At 43.8% G+C, this 19090-nt stretch carries 15 protein-coding genes and 1 pseudogene; 12 read left to right on the forward strand and 4 right to left on the reverse strand.

Features of this window, described 5'->3' with window-relative positions; genetic code table 11:
- Positions 1-104: 104 nt before the first annotated feature.
- The 3 genes from IEX62_RS06395 to IEX62_RS06405 all read right to left on the reverse strand — a co-directional run bounded on the left by IEX62_RS06395 (position 105) and on the right by IEX62_RS06405 (position 2999).
- Positions 105-599: a DUF1453 family protein gene (locus IEX62_RS06395; protein ID WP_188774622.1), complete on the reverse strand. Its 495-nt coding sequence runs from the start codon at positions 597-599 to the stop codon at positions 105-107.
- Between the two features lie 299 nt (positions 600-898).
- Entirely contained in the window at positions 899-2479 is a 1581-nt protein-coding gene (locus tag IEX62_RS06400; RefSeq protein WP_188774623.1) for a DUF4179 domain-containing protein, read from the reverse strand.
- Positions 2466-2999 (reverse strand): sigma-70 family RNA polymerase sigma factor, encoded by a 534-nt coding sequence (locus tag IEX62_RS06405; protein ID WP_188774624.1) that lies wholly within the window; start codon positions 2997-2999, stop codon positions 2466-2468. Before IEX62_RS06405 ends, IEX62_RS06400 begins: the two co-directional genes overlap by 14 nt.
- A gap of 214 nt (positions 3000-3213) precedes the next feature.
- Here IEX62_RS06405 and IEX62_RS06415 point away from each other — a divergent pair.
- The 9 genes and pseudogenes from IEX62_RS06415 to IEX62_RS06455 form a co-directional block, all read left to right on the forward strand.
- A pseudogene (locus IEX62_RS06415) lies at positions 3214-4112 on the forward strand (glycoside hydrolase family 1 protein); the annotation flags it as partial.
- A gap of 257 nt (positions 4113-4369) precedes the next feature.
- Positions 4370-5068, forward strand: a complete 699-nt coding sequence (locus tag IEX62_RS06420) for a response regulator transcription factor (RefSeq protein ID WP_188774627.1) — start codon at positions 4370-4372, stop codon at positions 5066-5068.
- Between the two features lie 2 nt (positions 5069-5070).
- The gene (locus IEX62_RS06425; protein ID WP_188775025.1) at positions 5071-6537 is read left to right on the forward strand and encodes a sensor histidine kinase; all 1467 of its coding nucleotides are present in this window, start codon (positions 5071-5073) and stop codon (positions 6535-6537) included.
- Positions 6534-7670, forward strand: a complete 1137-nt coding sequence (locus tag IEX62_RS06430) for a TolB-like translocation protein (RefSeq protein WP_188774628.1) — start codon at positions 6534-6536, stop codon at positions 7668-7670. Before IEX62_RS06425 ends, IEX62_RS06430 begins: the two co-directional genes overlap by 4 nt.
- 295 nt (positions 7671-7965) lie before the next feature.
- Positions 7966-8706, forward strand: coding sequence for an SGNH/GDSL hydrolase family protein (locus IEX62_RS06435; protein WP_188774629.1), 741 nt, complete (start codon positions 7966-7968; stop codon positions 8704-8706).
- 1176 nt (positions 8707-9882) lie between these two features.
- Positions 9883-10386: a hypothetical protein gene (locus IEX62_RS06440; RefSeq protein WP_188774630.1), complete on the forward strand. Its 504-nt coding sequence runs from the start codon at positions 9883-9885 to the stop codon at positions 10384-10386.
- 206 nt (positions 10387-10592) lie between these two features.
- The gene (locus tag IEX62_RS06445; RefSeq protein WP_188774631.1) at positions 10593-11273 is read left to right on the forward strand and encodes a response regulator transcription factor; all 681 of its coding nucleotides are present in this window, start codon (positions 10593-10595) and stop codon (positions 11271-11273) included.
- A gap of 166 nt (positions 11274-11439) precedes the next feature.
- Positions 11440-13086 carry a sensor histidine kinase gene (locus IEX62_RS06450; RefSeq protein WP_229685651.1) on the forward strand — a complete coding sequence of 549 codons (1647 nt, stop codon included), beginning with the start codon at positions 11440-11442 and terminating at the stop codon, positions 13084-13086.
- The gene (locus tag IEX62_RS06455; RefSeq protein ID WP_188774632.1) at positions 13079-13720 is read left to right on the forward strand and encodes a hypothetical protein; all 642 of its coding nucleotides are present in this window, start codon (positions 13079-13081) and stop codon (positions 13718-13720) included. Before IEX62_RS06450 ends, IEX62_RS06455 begins: the two co-directional genes overlap by 8 nt.
- Positions 13721-14300: 580 nt before the next feature.
- On the opposite strand, the gene IEX62_RS06460 is transcribed toward IEX62_RS06455, so the two are convergent.
- Positions 14301-15278 carry a bile acid:sodium symporter gene (locus IEX62_RS06460; protein WP_188774633.1) on the reverse strand — a complete coding sequence of 326 codons (978 nt, stop codon included), beginning with the start codon at positions 15276-15278 and terminating at the stop codon, positions 14301-14303.
- Positions 15279-15663: 385 nt separating this feature from the next.
- Between IEX62_RS06460 and IEX62_RS06465 the strand changes: the two genes are divergently transcribed.
- The 3 genes from IEX62_RS06465 to IEX62_RS06475 all read left to right on the forward strand — a co-directional run bounded on the left by IEX62_RS06465 (position 15664) and on the right by IEX62_RS06475 (position 19035).
- The gene (locus tag IEX62_RS06465) at positions 15664-16644 is read left to right on the forward strand and encodes an ABC transporter substrate-binding protein (protein ID WP_188774634.1); all 981 of its coding nucleotides are present in this window, start codon (positions 15664-15666) and stop codon (positions 16642-16644) included.
- Positions 16645-16981: 337 nt separating this feature from the next.
- Positions 16982-17995: a FecCD family ABC transporter permease gene (locus IEX62_RS06470; RefSeq protein ID WP_188775027.1), complete on the forward strand. Its 1014-nt coding sequence runs from the start codon at positions 16982-16984 to the stop codon at positions 17993-17995.
- A complete protein-coding gene (locus IEX62_RS06475; protein ID WP_229685652.1) occupies positions 17992-19035 on the forward strand; it encodes a FecCD family ABC transporter permease in 1044 nt (347 codons plus the stop codon). The genes IEX62_RS06470 and IEX62_RS06475 overlap by 4 nt, the downstream gene beginning before the upstream one ends.
- Positions 19036-19090 lie beyond the last annotated feature (55 nt).

Consider the following 19090-nt stretch of genomic DNA (forward strand, 5'->3'; position numbering starts at 1 on the left):
CATGGGCTGTTTTTTATTTAATTCCAGTAGGTGTCGCACTTCATATTACAATCCGTCATAAGCATTCTATTCATAACGTTCTATTGTATAAGTCGCATTCATACTTAATGAGCCTGTCTCTGCCCCCGCAGCATTTCACGCATCTCCGGCCATTTGCGATACAGTAACACATTACGTGTACTGAACATAATCGCTACTCCTACCCATACGATCCATATGACAGTAAGCTTTGATCCAGCAGGAGCGAATAGCGCATAGAAGATGAACGCAATTCCATAACGCACAGCAATTAGCAAAATCCACGCAAACAACGTAATCTTATTGCCCTGCATATAGAGCTGATCCCCTGACCAATATATGCGTGTGTACTTGGCCTGAACGATACCTGCAAGAAGCGCAACGCCCGCTATGAATAGGAATTCAACGATTTGATATATTGGCAGGCTCGTTTGCGGTAGGTTTTGCGATGCGCCATACAGGGCTAGAACTGGCAGTAGGAACAACGACACTTTCTTGATTTTACGTGGACGTAGCTGGCGACTGATAACCCAGATCATAATAAGTGCAATAACGAACAGGTTCATATTGTGGTCAAACATAGTGGCATCTTCCTTTTTTTTGTTATTTTTTATATGGTGTATCATGAATTGTCGATGTTGTAGCTTCTGTATTGATTATAGAAAATAGAAGGATGTCGTACCTCCACAACGGGATTGAAGTTGATCGTTGAAATATAGCTTTATTCGCAAAGCTTCTCCATCTGGAGGTGTAGAAGACATCGAAAAAAGGAACAGCTCCGATCGGGCGGCTGTTCCTTTTTATTACGATGATTCAAAATGATGCGTTAAACCTTCGTTCCGATCATGACATCATACAATCGAATACGCTAGCACCAAGCTTAATCCATTCTTTTCAGAGAAAGAGGCTCTCGATACGTTACCTTGTCCACCGAATAATGCAGCTCAGCACCTGCCTTTAATTTGCTCTTATCAAATTTGATAAGAAGCTGTCCCTCGTGATCCGGATCGAGAAGGAGGTCAGAGGAATACGTTCCGTACTTTTGACCAGGAGCTCCATACCAGAAGGAAGAAGCTATGGCATAGGTTTGATAAGCTTGTTCCGGCTTGATGTGTAAAATGTACTGCTCGGGTGTAGAGTCTACCGCCAGTAACGTTACTTTACCGGTTGTTCCCATATCCAGCTGTAGAGGAAGATTAGAATGTTGCCCGGAAGCAGTCTGGATTGGGCGTTGATTGCGGACAGGTTCTTCATTAAAATTCCATGGTGTGACAATCAGTTCAGCAGGCTGCCCAACAATCGGTTCAAACTCCAAAAAGGTATGTGGGTCTCGGCCTGAATGTGATGTCGTACGATACACATGATGGTTAGAATCGGTTAACGTATACGTTAAACCCAGTGGATAGTACCCATGATTCCGATAGTATTGCTCATTCCACGTTTTCCATGGTGCTGAGTAGGAAGTCGTTAAGTCCATATACGTCGCTACCGGAGTAGCCTGGACGGTTGCTCCATGAAAACCAATGCCTTCCGGAGTTCGGACAGTATTAGTTAAGCTGTAATTCGGTAATGCATTTTGCTTGGCATGGATATGATAAATGAACGGTTTATCGGTCATCCCTTGCAGCGTAATGTTAATTTGCATATCTACTTGCTGTGGAAGTGCAGATGTAGGAACTTCCGATATTTGACCAAATTGGTCAGCAAGCTCCATATCCGATATCCCCATAAGTGGAGCAGCTTCAAGTTCACGCTGTAGCTTATAGATGGTAGTGCTGGCATCCTGCATCTGATCTTTATTCACTTTATTACCTGTAGACGATACTTGCCGACTATTCACATAGATTTCAACCTGTTGTACAGGATGCTGCTTGGATGCCTGCTGCTGTAGCTCAATGTTTACTTTCTTCCCGTCATATAGAAGGGAGCGAAGTGTGAGCTGAATACCATCTTGCTCAACGCTAGGCTGCGGCGGTATTTCTTTTTCATCCGCTGTTTGCCATCCCCATTGCGAGGTGAGCTGATAGAACTGGCTAGCTCCAGGTAACTGCTTTAACGTACGAGCCATATCAGCTGAGTAAAATCCAGAACTTATCACACTGCCAACGCCGATCACGATTACGGCGGCAGCGGTGATACTATAACGGATCATTCGCTGATGACGTCGATGAGTTGGATTGGCTGTCATGGTGCCTGGCGTTGTCGTCTCTGCTGGTGTTGCTACGGAGTCTGTAGCTGTTTTCTCTAATACTGTATATCCTTCGTTCGCTTGCTTTGGTCGACGACGAGTAAGTTCGCTTCGAATGCGATCAGCCGGCTGGCCTTGCTCAATAGCATCATAGATGCTTTGAAGCTCCATTTGAATATCAGAAGGAACTTTCTGCTGGTCTTGTGTTACCGACTCACGTTCTCCAATCTGCTTTAATTTATATTCTAATTGATCTATATTATTTGTTCTCATAGATGCGACCTCCTTCCTCGTTATCCTCAAGCCAGCGTGCTAATAGCTTTCTTGTTCGGTGTAGCCTAGTTTTGGCAGTGCCTTCGGATATGTTCATAATGTCTGCAACCTGCTTTAACGGAATGTCCTGAAAATAATGTAGGATAATGAGTTGGCGTTTATCTTCTTCCAATTGATCAACAAGTTGCCGTACATCAATAGCTTCATAGGTAGGGCTGGAGGTAGAGGATGAGCGAATCTCTGCAAATGGAATCACTCGTTTGCGTTTAAGCAAAATCCCATTACATTCATTAATTAAGATGCGAATCATCCATGTCTCAAAAAATGCCGCTTCTCGAAGTGTAGTAAGCGATTCATACGCTTTAATGATTGTCTCCTGCATTGCATCGATAATGTCATCCTTGTTTTTCACGATTGCAGAAGCGATTCGATACAGACGTGCTTCCATATGCTTCATTAATAGAAGAAACGACTGATGATCGCCACTCTGTGCCTGCTGTACTTTCTGCTGTATATCCAATTGTTCCTTCACCTTCTTTGTGTCGTAGAGTGAGTGCTGTTTGTGTCCGATCGCTATATTAGATACACGAAGATAGAGAAAGGTTACAGCGAATAGCAAATTTTGTTATGTAATGGAATATCCATCATATCATTACGAGCAATCAGGATTGACAAAAATGGTTCCCAGACGAATCACAAGACACATTCAAGAAGGTGTTCATTATCCTTCTCACGAAGCCGTTGACTTCTACCATCACTACAAGGAGGATATTCGTCTATTCGCTGAAATGGGCTTTCGCTGTTACCGCATGTCATTGCATGGTCAAGAATTGTCCCAAATGGCGACGAGATGGAGCCAAATGAAGCAGGGCTTCAATTTTATGATGGGGTATTGGCTGAATTGAAAAAGTATAATATCGAGCCGATTGTTACCATCTCGCACTATGAAGCGCCCTTCGGCTTGACAGAGAAGTTCAACGCATGGGCTTCCGGAGAGATGATCGATTGCTATGTTCGCTACTGCGAAGCGATCTTTAATCGTTATCGGGATGTGGTAACCTACTGGATTACCTTTAATGAGATCAATAGCCTGATCATACCCGCAGGTGCGTATCTGGCTGGCGCGCTTCTGATGGACGATATTGGGGTATTCAACGTAGGTACACGTCCGGAGGGAGATGAGACGCAGGGGAATGTGTTCGGAGGCTATAAAAATCCGTATTTGAAGGCAACGGATTGGGGCTGGCAGATCGATCCGGTTGGACTACGTTATGTACTGAATCATGTGTATGACCGCTATCGCATCTCGATTATGATCGTCGAAAATGGTCTGGGTGCAGTGGATGTGGTGGAGCCAGACGGTTCGATCAATGACACGTATCGGATCGAGTTCCTGCGGTCGCATATTGAACAGATGAGAGAAGCCGTGCGCGATGGGGTGAATCTGATTGCGTATACGTCATGGGGCTGTATTGATATCGTGAGTGCTTCTACGGGAGAGATGAGCAAGCGGTATGGATTCATCTATGTGGATAAGGATAACAATGGGAAGGGTACGCTGAAGAGAAGTAAGAAAAAGAGCTTTTATTGGTACAAAAAAGTGATTGAGAGCAATGGGGCGGATCTGAGCTAAAGACAAGATGAAAGAGAAGCCCAGATAAGTGAGAACGGGGAGATTTTAATTACGATTTGCCCGCTCTCACTTATCTGGGCTTGATACAGTGTTGGATAAAAAGCTGCTGAAATAGCGGCTTTTTTCATGCAATTATCGTTGATTACAATATAATTAGATAGCTAGAGTAGAAGAAAGGTTACAGTGCTGTATAAATTTCATGCTACATATCTTTTAATATAGATGTACAAACATGATACATGAAACGAGGATAGGGAATGAATAAAGCTAAAATACTGATTATTGAGGATGATGCTCCTATTGCGGATCTTCTCTCTTATGGACTATCTATGGAGGGGTTCCAGACACGGATCGCATCCAGTGGGGCTGCTGGGATGAGTGAAGTGCAGACTTTTCAGCCTGATCTATTATTACTGGATTGGATGCTGCCGGACGGAAGTGGTCTGGATATTTGCAAAAAAGTAACCGCTCATTACAATATTCCAATTATGATGATTACCGCCAAATCCGATATTACAGATAAAATTCTCGGTCTTGAATTTGGAGCTGATGATTATATTACAAAGCCATTTGATCTGCGTGAGGTAATCGCTCGCATTCGAACCATTTTGCGCCGGATCGACCAAGCGACCAAGCTGAATATTGAGCAGATGAATGAAGAGGTTATTCAGTACCGCCACCTAAAAATCACAGAAGCCGAACGTCTTGTTACCAGTGATGATCAGCCGGTTGAATTAACGCCTAAAGAATATGATCTACTACTTATGCTGATCAAAAATCAGGGTAAAACCTTCACACGTTCAGAGCTGCTTGATCTCGTATGGGGTTATCATTTTGCAGGAGATACACGCACAGTTGACACCCATATTCAGCGGCTCCGCAAAAAGCTGGATGCGAATGAATGCATAGCGACTGTATTTGGCATCGGCTATAAGTTCCAGAAGACAGGTGGATAATGATGATACGCAAAATCAGTATCAAATTTCTCATCGGCTTCTTTTTAATTTTCTCGCTCTCCTTCGTCGTGCTTGATCAGACGGTGAAGGAGTTTATTCGCAGCAGTAACCAGAGCCTGGTTACCGATGAATTGGAAGGATTGAAAAACAATAGTAACGGCTATGTATATCAAGCTTTTTTGATCAATCATTATAGCAATAACCAGCTGTATTTTGGAGAGATCGCGAAGGAGATTGCCGTTGACTTGAATCGTATGACAGATAGTCGTGTAGGTATTTATAGTCTGACAGGTAAGCTTTTATATACGCCAGACCGATCAGCATTCCCATCTGATATGCAAAGTGATCTTCAGCAAGCCGTTGCTGGTAATACTGCTTATAGCATCACCTACAATGGTAAAAGCACAACGGTGCTATTCTCTTATCCTGTTATTATCGATGGAGCAAAAGTTGGTATTTTGCGCTTTCATAAAGATTTCAGCTCGCTTTACCAGCAGACCGGACAGATCCTTCAAATTACGCTGTACATTGCACTGGCGATTTTCGTGGCAGCCTTTTTATTTTCGTACATTTTATCCCGGCACATTACCATTCCACTCGTTCAACTGACAAAAGCATCTACTGAAGTGAAGAAAGGGAATCTTGGAATCCGTCTACATTTCAAGCGCAAAGATGAGATTGGTCGTTTGGCAGAAAATTTTAACGATATGATCGGGAAGATTAGTCATCAGATCGAGATTATCGAAAAAGATCGAGATCATTTGAAGCAGCTGCATGAGCAGGAAAAGCGATTTTTTGATAACATTACCCATGAATTAAAAACGCCTTTAACCTCTATTCTAGGCTATGCCGAGATCATTCGCCAAAACGGAGAAAAAGACCCCATATTTTTCACTAAAGGAATGAATCATATCATCGAAGAAAGTCGGCGGCTCCATAGCATGGTGTTGAAATTGCTGGAAGTGTCACGCAATAATCATATGACTCACGAACGGCGAATCGTAGACGCAGGAATAATTCTGCGGGATGTATGCGAATCGATGACGATTCGAGCAAATCGATATCATAAGCGTATTCAATATGATGTGATTGATGAGCTTTTGTTACTAGGTGACCGTGATGGGGTAAGGCAGTTATTTATTAATCTGATCGATAATGCAATTAAACATAGCTTGCCAGGCTCTATTGTCTCAGTAAAAGGAAAGCGAGTGGAGGATCGAATCGAGTTTGTATTCAGCAATCCAAGTGATCCGCTGGATAGTGAGTATATATCGCGTTTATTTCAACCGTTCTATTTTGTTCATTCTGTCGATATCGAGGAAGGAAGTGTAGGACTCGGTTTGAGTATAGTAAAGTCCATTATAAAGCAAATGGATGGAGCGATTCATATTACTAATGAGCACAACTTTACCATTGTTACGGTGCAGTTGATTGCCTTATCGGAAGTGGAAATGGAGACTTCATCATGAGTTACAAATATATATTTACCGTATTGCTGATCATGCTGTTGTTATCAGCTTGTAGTAGAGAGCCTGTGACGGATACGATCATCATACCGGATACCAACCAGACTCCTCTTGAAAATTCAAGTTCAAAGCCTGTTCAGGTCAAAACCATCTACCGTGTACCTGATTACTTCTCGAATATTGGACGTATACTGGGCTGGTCGGCTCAGAATGCGATCATCGCTAGCTTTAATTCGAGTGAAAAAGTCCGTTTGGAGCAACTACCTTATCCGTTTGAGAATGCTAAAGCGGTAGATTCGATTGATCGTGTCAGCTACGATTCGGTTGTATCACCAGATGGGAAATACATGTGTGAAATATCCTTTTTACCTGATGGGACGATCGTGCAGCTGCTATCTATACAGGATGGCAAAAAAACATTGATGTCAAAATGGAGCGATTCTACAGCGTATATTCAAAATGTATCGTGGTCGGCCAATAGCCAATACATTAGCTATCTTGTTAATCGTTCTTCTGATCGCGAGCAAAAAGGCTTGAATAGTACGGTGCATATTTACAATATATCTACACAAAAGGACAACAGCTATCAATTGAGCGGATTCCAACAAAAGGATACTTTAATTCGCGCAGATGTTGCGAATAATGGTACAAGTGTGCTACTGCAATCCTATCAGACGCAACATGAGCAGAAAAAAGTGGTAACGATGACTGAGGTATCTGGCAACACACTCGATATACAGTATGAGCGCGAGATCAGCGGTGATCATGTCAGCTGGATCAATAATGACCAGTTCGTCTTTCCCGGTTCGGATGGCTCGTTGTATGAGTATGATCGGCGAAATGGAGAGTTGTCTGTTATTTTAGATCATGTACTTAGCTTCGCATTTTCAAACGATTGTAAAAATATCGCGTATACCTCACTGCAAGACCCTAATATTATCTATGTCGGCAAAATTCAGGGTCGAAATATATTACATCAAGAGGCGGTGTATCGAGGTATCTCAGCATCTGCTTTGTATTGGAGTCCTAATGGCAAAAGGTTGCTTATCCAGGGTGCTAAACCGTGGGATACTGCGCAAAGCTCTTCGGCTAGCAATTACAGTGAAGAGGCGCTTATTGTTGAGTTGGAATCGTAAGCGTTTTGAGGTATATAGAACAGCTCCACACTGATATATACATGATCAACTTTGTTATGCCGCTTCCTGTTATAGTATCTGTAATCTGTATATCTATAGCTAGTAAATAGTCGCTACTATAGACAAATAAACCAGACAAACAAACCGCATTCTGGCGCGTGATGCCGAATGCGGTTTATTGTAATTTCGCTCCGTTGTGACAACTTGTTTACAAGTTCATCAAACTTTAGCGACAACTGGACGTCATAATGAGAAATATAGAAATCATATTACACATAGAAGAGGAACGATACGAATGGATAAGAAGAATGTATGGGCAGCAAAGCTATTATGGGTGATTGTAGCGTTTATCATTTCAGGAGCGGTAATATGGCTGTTCGGAACAATGCTACAAAAGGAACGACAGCAAGCAATGGGTGATACTTCGATCGTGTATAATGCCGATGCTGCGCGTATGGACTCACCACCACCATCGGATTCATCGCCTGAGGTGGAGAAAGAGCCTTCCGCGAACGCTTCTCAGGAAAGTTCAATTGCTGATGAGGAAAGCTCGAATGTAGCGGTCGATGGGACAGGAGTTACTATGATCGGTGATTCGGTAACGGTTGGTATTGCGCCTTATTTGCAAGAGAAGTTGCCTCGTATGACAATTGATGGTAAGGTAGATCGCCAGATGTCGCAGGCGAACGAAGAAATTAGCACACTTGCCGCTGGAGGCAATCTGGGGGATCGAGTTATTATTGAGCTAGGTACGAATGGGCCTTTCAGTTCGGAGCAGCTGCGAAGCGTGTTGCAATCTTTATCTCGCTCCAAGCAGGTATTACTTGTCACTGTTCGCGCTCCTGAGCCATGGGTGGATTCGGTCAATACAACGATAACTGAGATCGGCAGGAAATTCCCTAATGTGCAAATTGTAGACTGGTATGGAGCGAGTGCAGGCAAGGATCAATATTTTTATAATGATGGTGTGCATCTGAAGCCTTCTGGCAGCCGATATTTCACTTCGCTTCTGGTGGCGGCATTGGCAAAATCGTAGATTATCATATGCTAACGTTGTAGGATAGGGAGCAGGTAGAAATGAAAAAAATCCAGGGGTATAAAGAAAGCTATAAAGATATACTGGATCATCGGAGTGTTGGCTACACTCATTTCAGGCCTGATCATATGGTGCTTGCAGTTTCTATTTGATGGAATTGAAGCGATGGCTCGAATAATTTGTAATGGTATATAGATCTGGATGAGGACTCGCTGATTGTATCCCGAGATTGAGACCGGTCGCGGAGTAAATACCGGCTTTAGCTAGAGTGGTGACTAAACGCTACAACCTACTTGTGTTAGTGGGGAAATGATGATTATTTCTAGGACTTGCTATGTGGTGTTGTATATCTTATATGGTGAATAAATATATTTTAGAGCTGTTCTGCAATGATACTGCTAGTATATTAATAAGCTAAAAAACATATACAATCAAAGGAAATAAACGATGAAAAAACAGCGTATAATATAAATTATACGCTGTTTTTGTTTCAAAAGCCGATTATAGTCCCTAATATGCACTTTCCCAGCCCCTTTTTCATAAAAATCCACTACTTTTATGAGAAGAGCTAAGTCACCCCAATCTAACTAATCCAAGCTATCTGTCGATATAACTAACTTCATTACCCTGATTCGTTACAAAGTAGATCGTTGCAAAAGTAGAAGAAGACATACAAAGTTATCAGATGTTCTTACGCAAAACTCTTTCATTAAAACAATCTCTCTAATCGTTTTATGATATTGCTATATTCCAGAAAATATAAACCAGGTACTTCTAGTTCTGTTCTTTATATCTCTTTTCTCAAATAGAAGACTTCCGAATGGAGAAGACTTATTTTTTTGTTTCCAATTCAATTACAATACTTAAAACTACTCCGATATATACAAAAAAGACTTTGAATCCATTAATTCTTATGAAAATACATCTAACAACTAATATACAATCGCTAATGTATATACATTTATAATTATACGCTGTTTTTGTTTTAAGTGATTTATTATTAATTTAACGACCACTTTCCCATTCAATACTTCCCTCTCAGAACCTATTTCCCCTTTCGATATACACAATTTTTTCCAAACGAAAATACTCTCAAAACTACACTTCAAGTACACCTGATCTACACATCCTGATTTTATACTATGTACATACCAACAACACAGGAGGTCATCACTCATGAACAAAACATCCAAACTTATGATCAGCATCACTCTGGCAGGTGTAGCATTCACTACCTCGTCCTGGGCAGTCGTAACACATACAAATGCAGCAGCGGCTACGACATCAACCGCTCAACAATCTACAACAACTACCACTACAACTCCAGCGAAGCAAGCAGATAACCCTTACGAAGTAGCTGGTATTAGCAGCGCTAAAGACTTCCGTCAATTCTTTTTCAAATTCCAGCAAGCGGTACAGCATAATAAAAAAGCAACCGTCGCTTCTATGGTCAACTATCCGCTACATGTGAACTCCAATGGCAAAACACATACGATCAAAAACAAAGCTACCTTTATTGCTAAATATGATTCAATCATGACCCCGGAGATCAAACGAACACTTGCCTATGCGATTGAAGAAGATCTATTTGTGAACTGGCAGGGTGTTATGGTTGGTAGTGGAGAGCTGTGGTTCAACCAATCCAATGACAAAATCGGGCTGGATGCTGTTAATTTATAAAGAACAGATGAGTAAAAGAGATACAAGGCGTTGTACAGGTGAACGCTATGATCGATTTTCACGTATCTGTCCAGGCAATACCCATGCAACGAGCTTAGCCCTAATGCATCGTATCGTACGAATGATGCAGATGACTTTGACAGTATCTTCGTCTATAGGTAGCATGGAGTGGATATCAAATCCGACTGATACGGAGTGCGTAGCGTATGAATAAAACTATTTTACTTGTAGAAGATGATATATTAATGCGTGAATTTATGACGGATTATTTTAAAAAGGACGGCTGGCATGTACTGGAGGCGAATAACGGGCGCGAGGCGCTAGAGTTATTTGAGCTGCATGAGCTGGATTTGATCATTCTGGATATTATGATGCCAGAGGTGGATGGCTGGTCGGTATGTCGCCGTATACGCAAGCAGTCGGCGATTCCGATCATCATTATTACTGCTCGCACCGATGATGATGATCAGGTGATGGGCTTTGAGCTGGGTGCTGATGAGTATGTCACCAAGCCGTTTAGCCCAAAGGTGCTTGTCGCACGAGCGACTGGCTTGCTCAAGCGAGCACAAGGCACGCTCGGTCGTGAGGAGGATATCCTCCTTTATGGAAAACTCCAGATCAATAAGCGTGCGTACACGGTGCATGTAGATGGAGAACCGATTAGCCTAACAGCTAAAGAATATAGTCTACTGGATCTGCTTACACGGCATGAGGGTGCGGTGCTGGATCGGGATAAAATTCTAAATGCGGTCTGGGGAATTGATCATTTTGGTGATCCGCGTGCTGTTGATACGCATATTAAGAAGCTACGTGCAAAGCTTGGTGATCAGGGGCGGCATATCCGAACGGTGATCGGCGCAGGCTACAAATTCGAGGTAGAGCCATGAGTCATGAGAGAGGTGAACAGCAATAAAGAAGAGAGGAATTGTATTCAAGCTGTTCATCATTACGTCTATTGTGACCATTGGTATATTCGCTTTGATTTTAATAGGGCAAGGATTGTTTTTTGAAAAGTTCTATCGAGCGGTTAAGATACATGATCTGGAGCAGAACATGCACTCCTTTGCCAGTGAATATGCGCAGCAGGGGGATAATCTAGTGTCCGCAGCTCGTATCCTGGGTCAATTTAGCAATGAGAATCATGCTGCGTTAGCTATATATAATTCCGAGCTACAGCGGCGTAGCATGGACCCTTACTATATTACGCTACAAACGAAGAATCGACAGGTATCGTTACTATTTTCATCACTGGGAACGTCGATCGGGGATGTTCCACCTGATCTACAGGTTGGTGCGACGCTGACAGTCGATGGCTTATATATGGATCAGGATGATACGATCATGCAGCCTACACAATTACAACCGCAAACACCTGAGCCAGAGCAAGGATTCACTCGGATTCAAGGTCGCATTATCGATCTGCTCGTACCGAAAGGTCAAGAACTGAGCATGAGCCCATTTTATACGAATACACTGGTTGATCAAGCGTTTAATGATTGGCGTAATAACGTGAATACAGGGAAGCAAAGCGCTCTGCATGCTTTACAGGCTGGCGAAACGATCCAGACAGAATGGGTCGATAATTGGAGTGGTGTGACCTATGCGATGATTCTGATGCCCCTGCATACGAGCGATGGTGATATGAACTATGCGCTGGCGTTATCCTCCTTGCAGCCTGTAGGAGAGGCAGCTTCCTTATTGCAGCGGTATTATATATATCTTGCGCCGGTTATTGTTATTATTTTACTCCTGCTATCATTCGTCTATTCAAGGCTGCTATCCCGTCCTTTATTGCAGTTGAGCCGTACATCGGCGCGCATGGCAACATTGGATTTTCAGCCGGTTGATCAGCAGGTATTGCATGCATCTGATGAATTTGGCGAGGTATCTCGTAATCTGGATACACTGCGTCATAATCTGGATGCAGCGCTACGCCAATTATCCGAGTCGAATGCAGCACTTCAACATGAAATGGCGGAAAAGACTCGTGCAGAAGAGCTGCGAAAGGAACTAATCGCTAATATTTCGCATGAGCTCAAAACACCGCTCGGTATTGTCAAAGGCTTTGCAGAGGGCTTACAGGATGATGTAGCAGCAGATAAACGAGAGCGTTATGTTCAGTTAATTGTGACCGAAACGGATCGTATGAACGCCTTGATTATGGATATGCTCCAGTTATCACGTTTTGAAGTCAAGGCAGTGAAGCTAAAGGAACAACCGATCGATATCGTGCGTCATATTCGTGCTTTGTTGCATTCGTTCACTCCGAAGGTGGATGATCGCAATCTGCATATTCATACTAATGGAGAAGCAGTGCTAGAGGTCATCGCTGATCCACGACGAATCGATCAGGTGCTACTGAATTTGCTGAGTAATGCCGTTCGTCATGCGCGTGAAGGTGAAGGTATAACGGTTAGCTGGCGAATGATTGATGAGAACGAAGCAGAGATTACAATCGAAAACGAAGGAGAACCCATTCCCGCACAGGATCTGGAGCGAATCTGGGATCAATTTTATCGTGCTGAGCGGTCACGTGATCGCAAAACAGGTGGTACAGGGCTGGGACTTGCCATTGTAAAGCATATTTTGGAGCTACATCATAGTCGGTATGGGGTCAATAACACAGATCGTGGCGTTGCTTTTCATTTTACATTGAAGCGAGCGATAACCGATGAAGAAATGAGGAATGACGATGAATAAACCAACAATTCCGGTAGCATGTCTGCTACTGTCAGGTATCGTGCTGTTAAGTGGTTGCGGTAATCAAGCTAAACGAACAGACACAGCATCTCAACCAGCGTCTAACGAATCATCCAGTGCGACAAATTCTAGCACATCGAATATGACAGGGGATCAGGAGACTAGCCCACCTTCAGCTACATCAGGCGAAGATGCGGCAGCGACTAACACAGGCAGCGATCATGACGCATCCTCTGGAAATTTATCGAATGAAGCTTCATCGGATCCATCTACAGACTCCGATTCAGCAGCTAGTAGCAAGGACATTTTAATCATTATCGATCAGACTGAAAAGCCGATCGAAAATGCAGGTATGTTCAACTTTTCGATTCAGCATTTACCGGAGGGTTATCGCTTGGACAAAATGAGCTGGACAGGTAAAGGCAAGGCAATCGTCAATACGTATGAACAAACAATTGAGAATGGCGGAACGGGTGGCCCGAAGAATGGCTCCTTCTATATTAGCGGCGATGGACAATTTTCGGGATTTTCCTATCCTGAATCTCGAAAAGGAGAGCAGGGAGTTGTCGCATTTACGTTTGTTAACGATGCTGGTCATGAATTGAAGTGGGAAAAGCAGATTGTTTTAAAATAAAATGAATTCTTGAGAAAAGCGCTCGATCCGGATTCTAAGGATGGGGCGCTTTTTGGCATCTTTAGTTAGGTGTGGACGATGATCGCCAGTAATTCGAGGAGAGGAGAGGGATACTAAGTACTACAGAAAATTTCATTGCTGCTATAAATTGATTTGAATATTGTTTTTCGAGAAGCTAGATTGATCGAGATCAATAATACTTATTAGTTTACATAATATTTATTATGTATATTAGATAGCGATAAGACGCTACATTTCATTTGTCTGATACTTGTAAGCAGTTTTCTACTACTAATTCGCACCACCTCACAGCATTACAAGGACATCTCTAACTAATCTATTTCCTTCTAACTTCAACGATTTAATCACGCAAAAAACGATATTCCCATAATTCCCCATAAGAATGCCGTCTATCCAACTAAGCTGCATTACTGATTAACACTGCTCAACACATGATCCCTGCAACAATCTGACTATCCTATCTCATCTATCATGATTACCACTTCATTACATGCAAGCATCACACTTCAACATTCATCATTCATCATTTCTATTTTAAAATCCTACGCGCATCATGAACTTAACTCTCTCGATCACGTAAAATCCAAGCAGGCACCACTCTCACATAGATCAGCTCACCAACAAGCTCGACTATCGTCTGCGTCACAATGATCGATGCTACGATCACGCTCCATTCACCAGGCAACGCAAGAGCGAGCGGAAGCACAACGAGGGAGTTACGTGTGCCGGAGCTGAAGATGAGTGCGCGTCCAGAAGCAATATCTAATCTGAACCAACTGGCAATCCCACGTGCAATCCACGGCATAATCAGCATGAAGGCAATGTATACTGGAATGACCGTCAAAATCACATTCCAATGTACCGTTAACTTACCGATCTGTGAGGATACGATCACAAACAGTGTTAATGCCATGAATGGAACCGGAAGCCACGCAGAACAGTCCAGCCAGCTCTGGAAGGGCTGATACCTTCTGGACAACCATTGCACAACAATCGCCACAAGAAGCGGAACAACAATAACGATCAAAAATGCTTCAATAAAAGGGAGAGGGTCGGCGATCCTCATCGCTTCTGAACCGAGAAATAACCATAAATATAATGGAAGCAACAGCATCTGCGTTACGAATAATATAGGCGTGCTCAGCAGCATTAGCTTTTCATTTCCACGCCCTAGATAGGTAAACACAATCACATAATCAATACATGGAGTCAGCAGTACCAGGTATACACCGAGCAATAATGGCGTTTCCTGCGGTAATAGGAGACTTAACAACCATACAACGAGCGGAACAGCAACATAATTGGCAACCAGCAGGGCTGCGATAAAACGTCGATTATGGAATGACTGCCGAATAGAAGTGAACGGAATTTGTGTAAACATCCCATACATTAACACAGCGATAATGACGGAAATAAGGGCGGAATGATCGAGTAGATGCACCGCTCGTTTAGCCAATAAGCCAGTTATCGCTGCCGCTATCAGTACCACAACGTAGAATCCGATCTGATGTTGCTCCATCTTTTCTCTAGTTAACATTTCGGTATAAACTCCTTTTTACACTATATTCAATATTCTGGCACAATTGCATATTACGCTGATAAAAAATTCGCAAAAAAGCCATTTCATTTTTAAATGTATATCGATATGTATATAAATCCGATTTTATCATTATCTATAGCATGAATAGAAGGGGGAGAGCTTGCAGCAACAATAGTATACAATGTCACATGGAATTCATTTTAGTTTACATAATAAATATTATGTTATTTATAATCTTTTTTTGGAATTGAGTAGCGGGTTGACAAATCTCGCTATGATTCTCCAATCAAATAAAGCGCTTGAAAAAAGTTCCTGATTCTACTACAATTACAAACGATAATGAGATTCAATATCAATTATAAGTCACAGGGGGAAGAAACACATGTACAGATTTAAAAGATCATTGCTTGGAGCTTCTGCATTACTGCTCATCATTATGATGCTGGCAGGATGCGCATCGGGTAACTCCAATGAGTCTGCCAATGCTTCCGGGCAATCGGCTACCAATACAGATGCTTCTGCAAACACGCGTACCGTGAAGCATGCAATGGGTGAAACAAAGATTACAGGCACTCCAAAGCGTGTCGTTACGCTATACCAGGGAGCGAATGACGTTGTGGTTGCACTTGGTGTGAAGCCAGTCGGTGTTGTAGAATCGTGGGCACAGCAACCAGTCTACGATTATCTGAAAAAGGATCTTGGCGATGTACAGCAGGTAGGTCAAGAATCGCAGCCGAACCTGGAGGAAATACATAAATTGAAGCCCGATCTGATCATTGCGACGAAAACTCGTCATGAGGACATCTATGATCAGCTGTCCCAGATCGCGCCAACCGTCATGACAGACAAGCTGTATGACTGGAAAGAAACTGTAAAGGTAGCTGGCGAAGCGCTGAATGAGCAGGATAAAGCGAATAAGCTGCTGTCTGACTGGGATGCTCGCGTAGCTGACTTCAAGTCGAAAATGGGCGATCGCCTTCCAATTGAAGCAACGATCACCAACTTCCGTTCGGATCAGGTTCGTATCTATTACATGGGCTATGCAGGTATGATCCTGAAGGATCTGGGCTTTACTCGTCCGGCTGGACAGGATTCGGATACATGGGGGACAGAGCTGACCTCCAAGGAGAATATCCCGGATATGAATGCGGATATGATCTTTAACTTCAATTCTGGTGATGATAAAGCAGCGATTGATAAGCTGTATAAGGATTGGACGAGCAGTCCACTATGGGCTAATCTGGATGCCGTGAAGAAAAATCAGGTATACCAGGTAGATGAAGTGAACTGGAATATGGCTGGGGGCTATACGTCTGCTAACCTGCTGCTGGATGATCTGTATAAGCAATTTAATTTGAAATAAACAGTGGAGCTTTTCAGTGATTCCGTTGCAAAGGAGGCACAGCAGCTAGCGTTCTACTGCTGAGCATTAGAATATTTCAGCTTCACAAGCTTGATGCTGTTGAATAGCAAGGTCTGTCTGATCGTGAGCACAATATGTTGCTAGATACGAATCAGATGGGCCTTGTTTATCCATTTATAAGTGACTTGGTCATGCCATCGGTTCTATGGTTGATCACGAATCAGTAATGACGCATCGATAATCCGTACAGCCAAGCCGTTATCCAACTGGAGGCATGTACTTCATCGATAGCAGGAACCAAATGAATGCTAGATATTATGGAAGAAAGAGTGAGCCTATGTTTCCCCTGTTCAGACAAGGTAAAAGCAGATTGGCAGGCTTGCTAGTGCTGCTACTATTATTAATTCTGGCGGCAATCGCCAGTATGATCTATGGACGGACATCGATCACCTTTGCGGTAGCGATTCAAGCATTCACGCATTATGATCATCAATCCGTCGCCCATGTCGTTTTACATACGGAGCGCTTGCCCCGTACGATTATTGCGGCAGTTGTTGGTGCAGCGCTCGCTGTTGCTGGCGCAATGATGCAGGCGCTGACGCGGAATCCGCTTGCTTCACCGAGCGTATTCGGCATCAACGCCGGCGCGATCTTTTGTATCGTGATTGGTGTAGTCGTACTATCTGTGGATTCATTAACAACCTTAATGTGGTTCGGCTTTGCTGGTGCAGCAATCTCGGCAGTGATCGTGTATCTGCTCGGCTCGATTGGTCGTGATGGATTAACGCCGATCAAGATCGTGCTTGCTGGTACAGCGATGACCGCGCTCTTTTCCTCATTTACACAGGCGGTACTTGTGCTGGACGGAACAGGACTTCAAGATGTGCTGTTCTGGATGACGGGCTCGGTAAGTGGACGCTCGCTGGAGATGCTGTATCCAGTGCTGCCTTATATGGCGATTGCTGTTATTATCGCGCTCAGCATGGGCAGAGCGATCAATCTACTGCTGACCGGTGACGATATCGCACGTGGTATGGGGCAAAATGTACTGGTGGTGAAGCTACTAATGGGACTGGTAACGGTGCTACTCGCAGGTGGTGCGGTCTCTGTCGCTGGTTCGGTTGGACTGGTCGGGCTTGTTGTGCCGCATCTGATGCGTGCGCTGGTCGGTAACGATTATCGCTGGCTCGTTCCATACAGTCTGCTGGGCGGAGGTATTTTGCTATTATTAGCAGATGTAACGGCGCGTCTTGTTATTATGCCGTCTGAGTTGCCACTGGGTGTCGTGACGGCACTGATCGGTGGGCCTTTCTTCATCTATATCGCCCGTAAGGGGGTGACCCGTCTGTGAAACGCACGCTTACTTTTCGCAGTCGTAAGGAGCATGTATCGTTTCGTTTGGAAAAGCGTTCACTGTTCGTTATTGGAATGCTAGCACTGGCAAGTGTGCTGGCGCTTATTATTGGGACAGGCTTTGGTAGTGACTATATTGCACCACTGGATGTACTACGCACGGTTATGGGTTGGGGCGATGGGGATTTCGACTTTGTTGTACTCACGCTTCGCTTACCACGTGTGCTACTGGCGATGCTAGTGGGTATTGCACTCGGGATGTCAGGAGCTATTTTGCAGGGGATTATTCGCAATCCGCTTGCTTCGCCTGATGTAATCGGAATTACAGGCGGTGCAGCCGTCGCAGCTGTTGGGTTTGTCACCTTGCTTGGTGGCGCGCTCAGTATCAAGCTATTGCCATTATTCGCTGTAGCTGGCGCACTTATTACCGCGCTAATCATCTATATGCTGTCCTGGAAATCAGGTGTCACTCCGATTCGACTCGTACTGATCGGGATTGGTGTATCCGCTATTACAGGCGCAGGCACAACATTCATGCTGATTATTAGCCCATTTTACACTGCTGGACAAGCCTATATCTGGCTTACTGGTAGTGTATATGGAGCGACATGGACAGATGTGAATACGATATGGCCGGTGCTGTTGATTATTCTACCTGCTGCGATTCTGTTAGCACGCAGCCTGAATGCACAGGAATTCGGCGATGATCTGGCAACAGGGCTTGGCGTCACCGTGCAAAAGCATCGCTTCCTACTACTAGCATGTAGCGTACTGCTCGCCGGCATCGCTGTATCTGTCGCAGGCACAATAGGCTTTGCAGGTCTGATGGCACCGCATATTGCACGCCGACTTGTCGGACGTATGTTTGGTAGCCTGCTGCTCGTATCCGGTCTCATCGGCGGTCTACTCGTATTCGCTGCCGATCTGATCGGACGCACCCTATTTGTGCCACTGGATGTACCTGCTGGTGTGTTCACCGCTGGAGTCGGAGCACCGTTCTTCCTGTACCTGCTGTTCCGCAACCGTAATCAATTTTGAGTAAATCAATCTAGTCTATCAGGATCGAATTGGCGTAATTGAAAAGATAAGGGAG

This window comes from Paenibacillus hunanensis (genome assembly GCF_014645615.1).
GTDB lineage: Bacteria > Bacillota > Bacilli > Paenibacillales > Paenibacillaceae > Saccharibacillus > Saccharibacillus hunanensis.

Coding starts and splice junctions, on each gene's coding strand:
- IEX62_RS06450 (WP_229685651.1), top strand. CDS start 11,440: ATGCACTCCTTTGCCAGTGAATATGCGCAGCAGGGGGATAATCTAGTG.
- IEX62_RS06465 (WP_188774634.1), top strand. CDS start 15,664: ATGTACAGATTTAAAAGATCATTGCTTGGAGCTTCTGCATTACTGCTC.
- IEX62_RS06445 (WP_188774631.1), top strand. CDS start 10,593: ATGAATAAAACTATTTTACTTGTAGAAGATGATATATTAATGCGTGAA.
- IEX62_RS06420 (WP_188774627.1), top strand. CDS start 4,370: ATGAATAAAGCTAAAATACTGATTATTGAGGATGATGCTCCTATTGCG.
- IEX62_RS06400 (WP_188774623.1), bottom strand. CDS start 2,479: ATGAGAACAAATAATATAGATCAATTAGAATATAAATTAAAGCAGATT.
- IEX62_RS06430 (WP_188774628.1), top strand. CDS start 6,534: ATGAGTTACAAATATATATTTACCGTATTGCTGATCATGCTGTTGTTA.
- IEX62_RS06425 (WP_188775025.1), top strand. CDS start 5,071: ATGATACGCAAAATCAGTATCAAATTTCTCATCGGCTTCTTTTTAATT.
- IEX62_RS06455 (WP_188774632.1), top strand. CDS start 13,079: ATGAATAAACCAACAATTCCGGTAGCATGTCTGCTACTGTCAGGTATC.
- IEX62_RS06435 (WP_188774629.1), top strand. CDS start 7,966: ATGGATAAGAAGAATGTATGGGCAGCAAAGCTATTATGGGTGATTGTA.
- IEX62_RS06395 (WP_188774622.1), bottom strand. CDS start 599: ATGTTTGACCACAATATGAACCTGTTCGTTATTGCACTTATTATGATC.
- IEX62_RS06470 (WP_188775027.1), top strand. CDS start 16,982: ATGTTTCCCCTGTTCAGACAAGGTAAAAGCAGATTGGCAGGCTTGCTA.
- IEX62_RS06460 (WP_188774633.1), bottom strand. CDS start 15,278: ATGTTAACTAGAGAAAAGATGGAGCAACATCAGATCGGATTCTACGTT.
- IEX62_RS06440 (WP_188774630.1), top strand. CDS start 9,883: ATGAACAAAACATCCAAACTTATGATCAGCATCACTCTGGCAGGTGTA.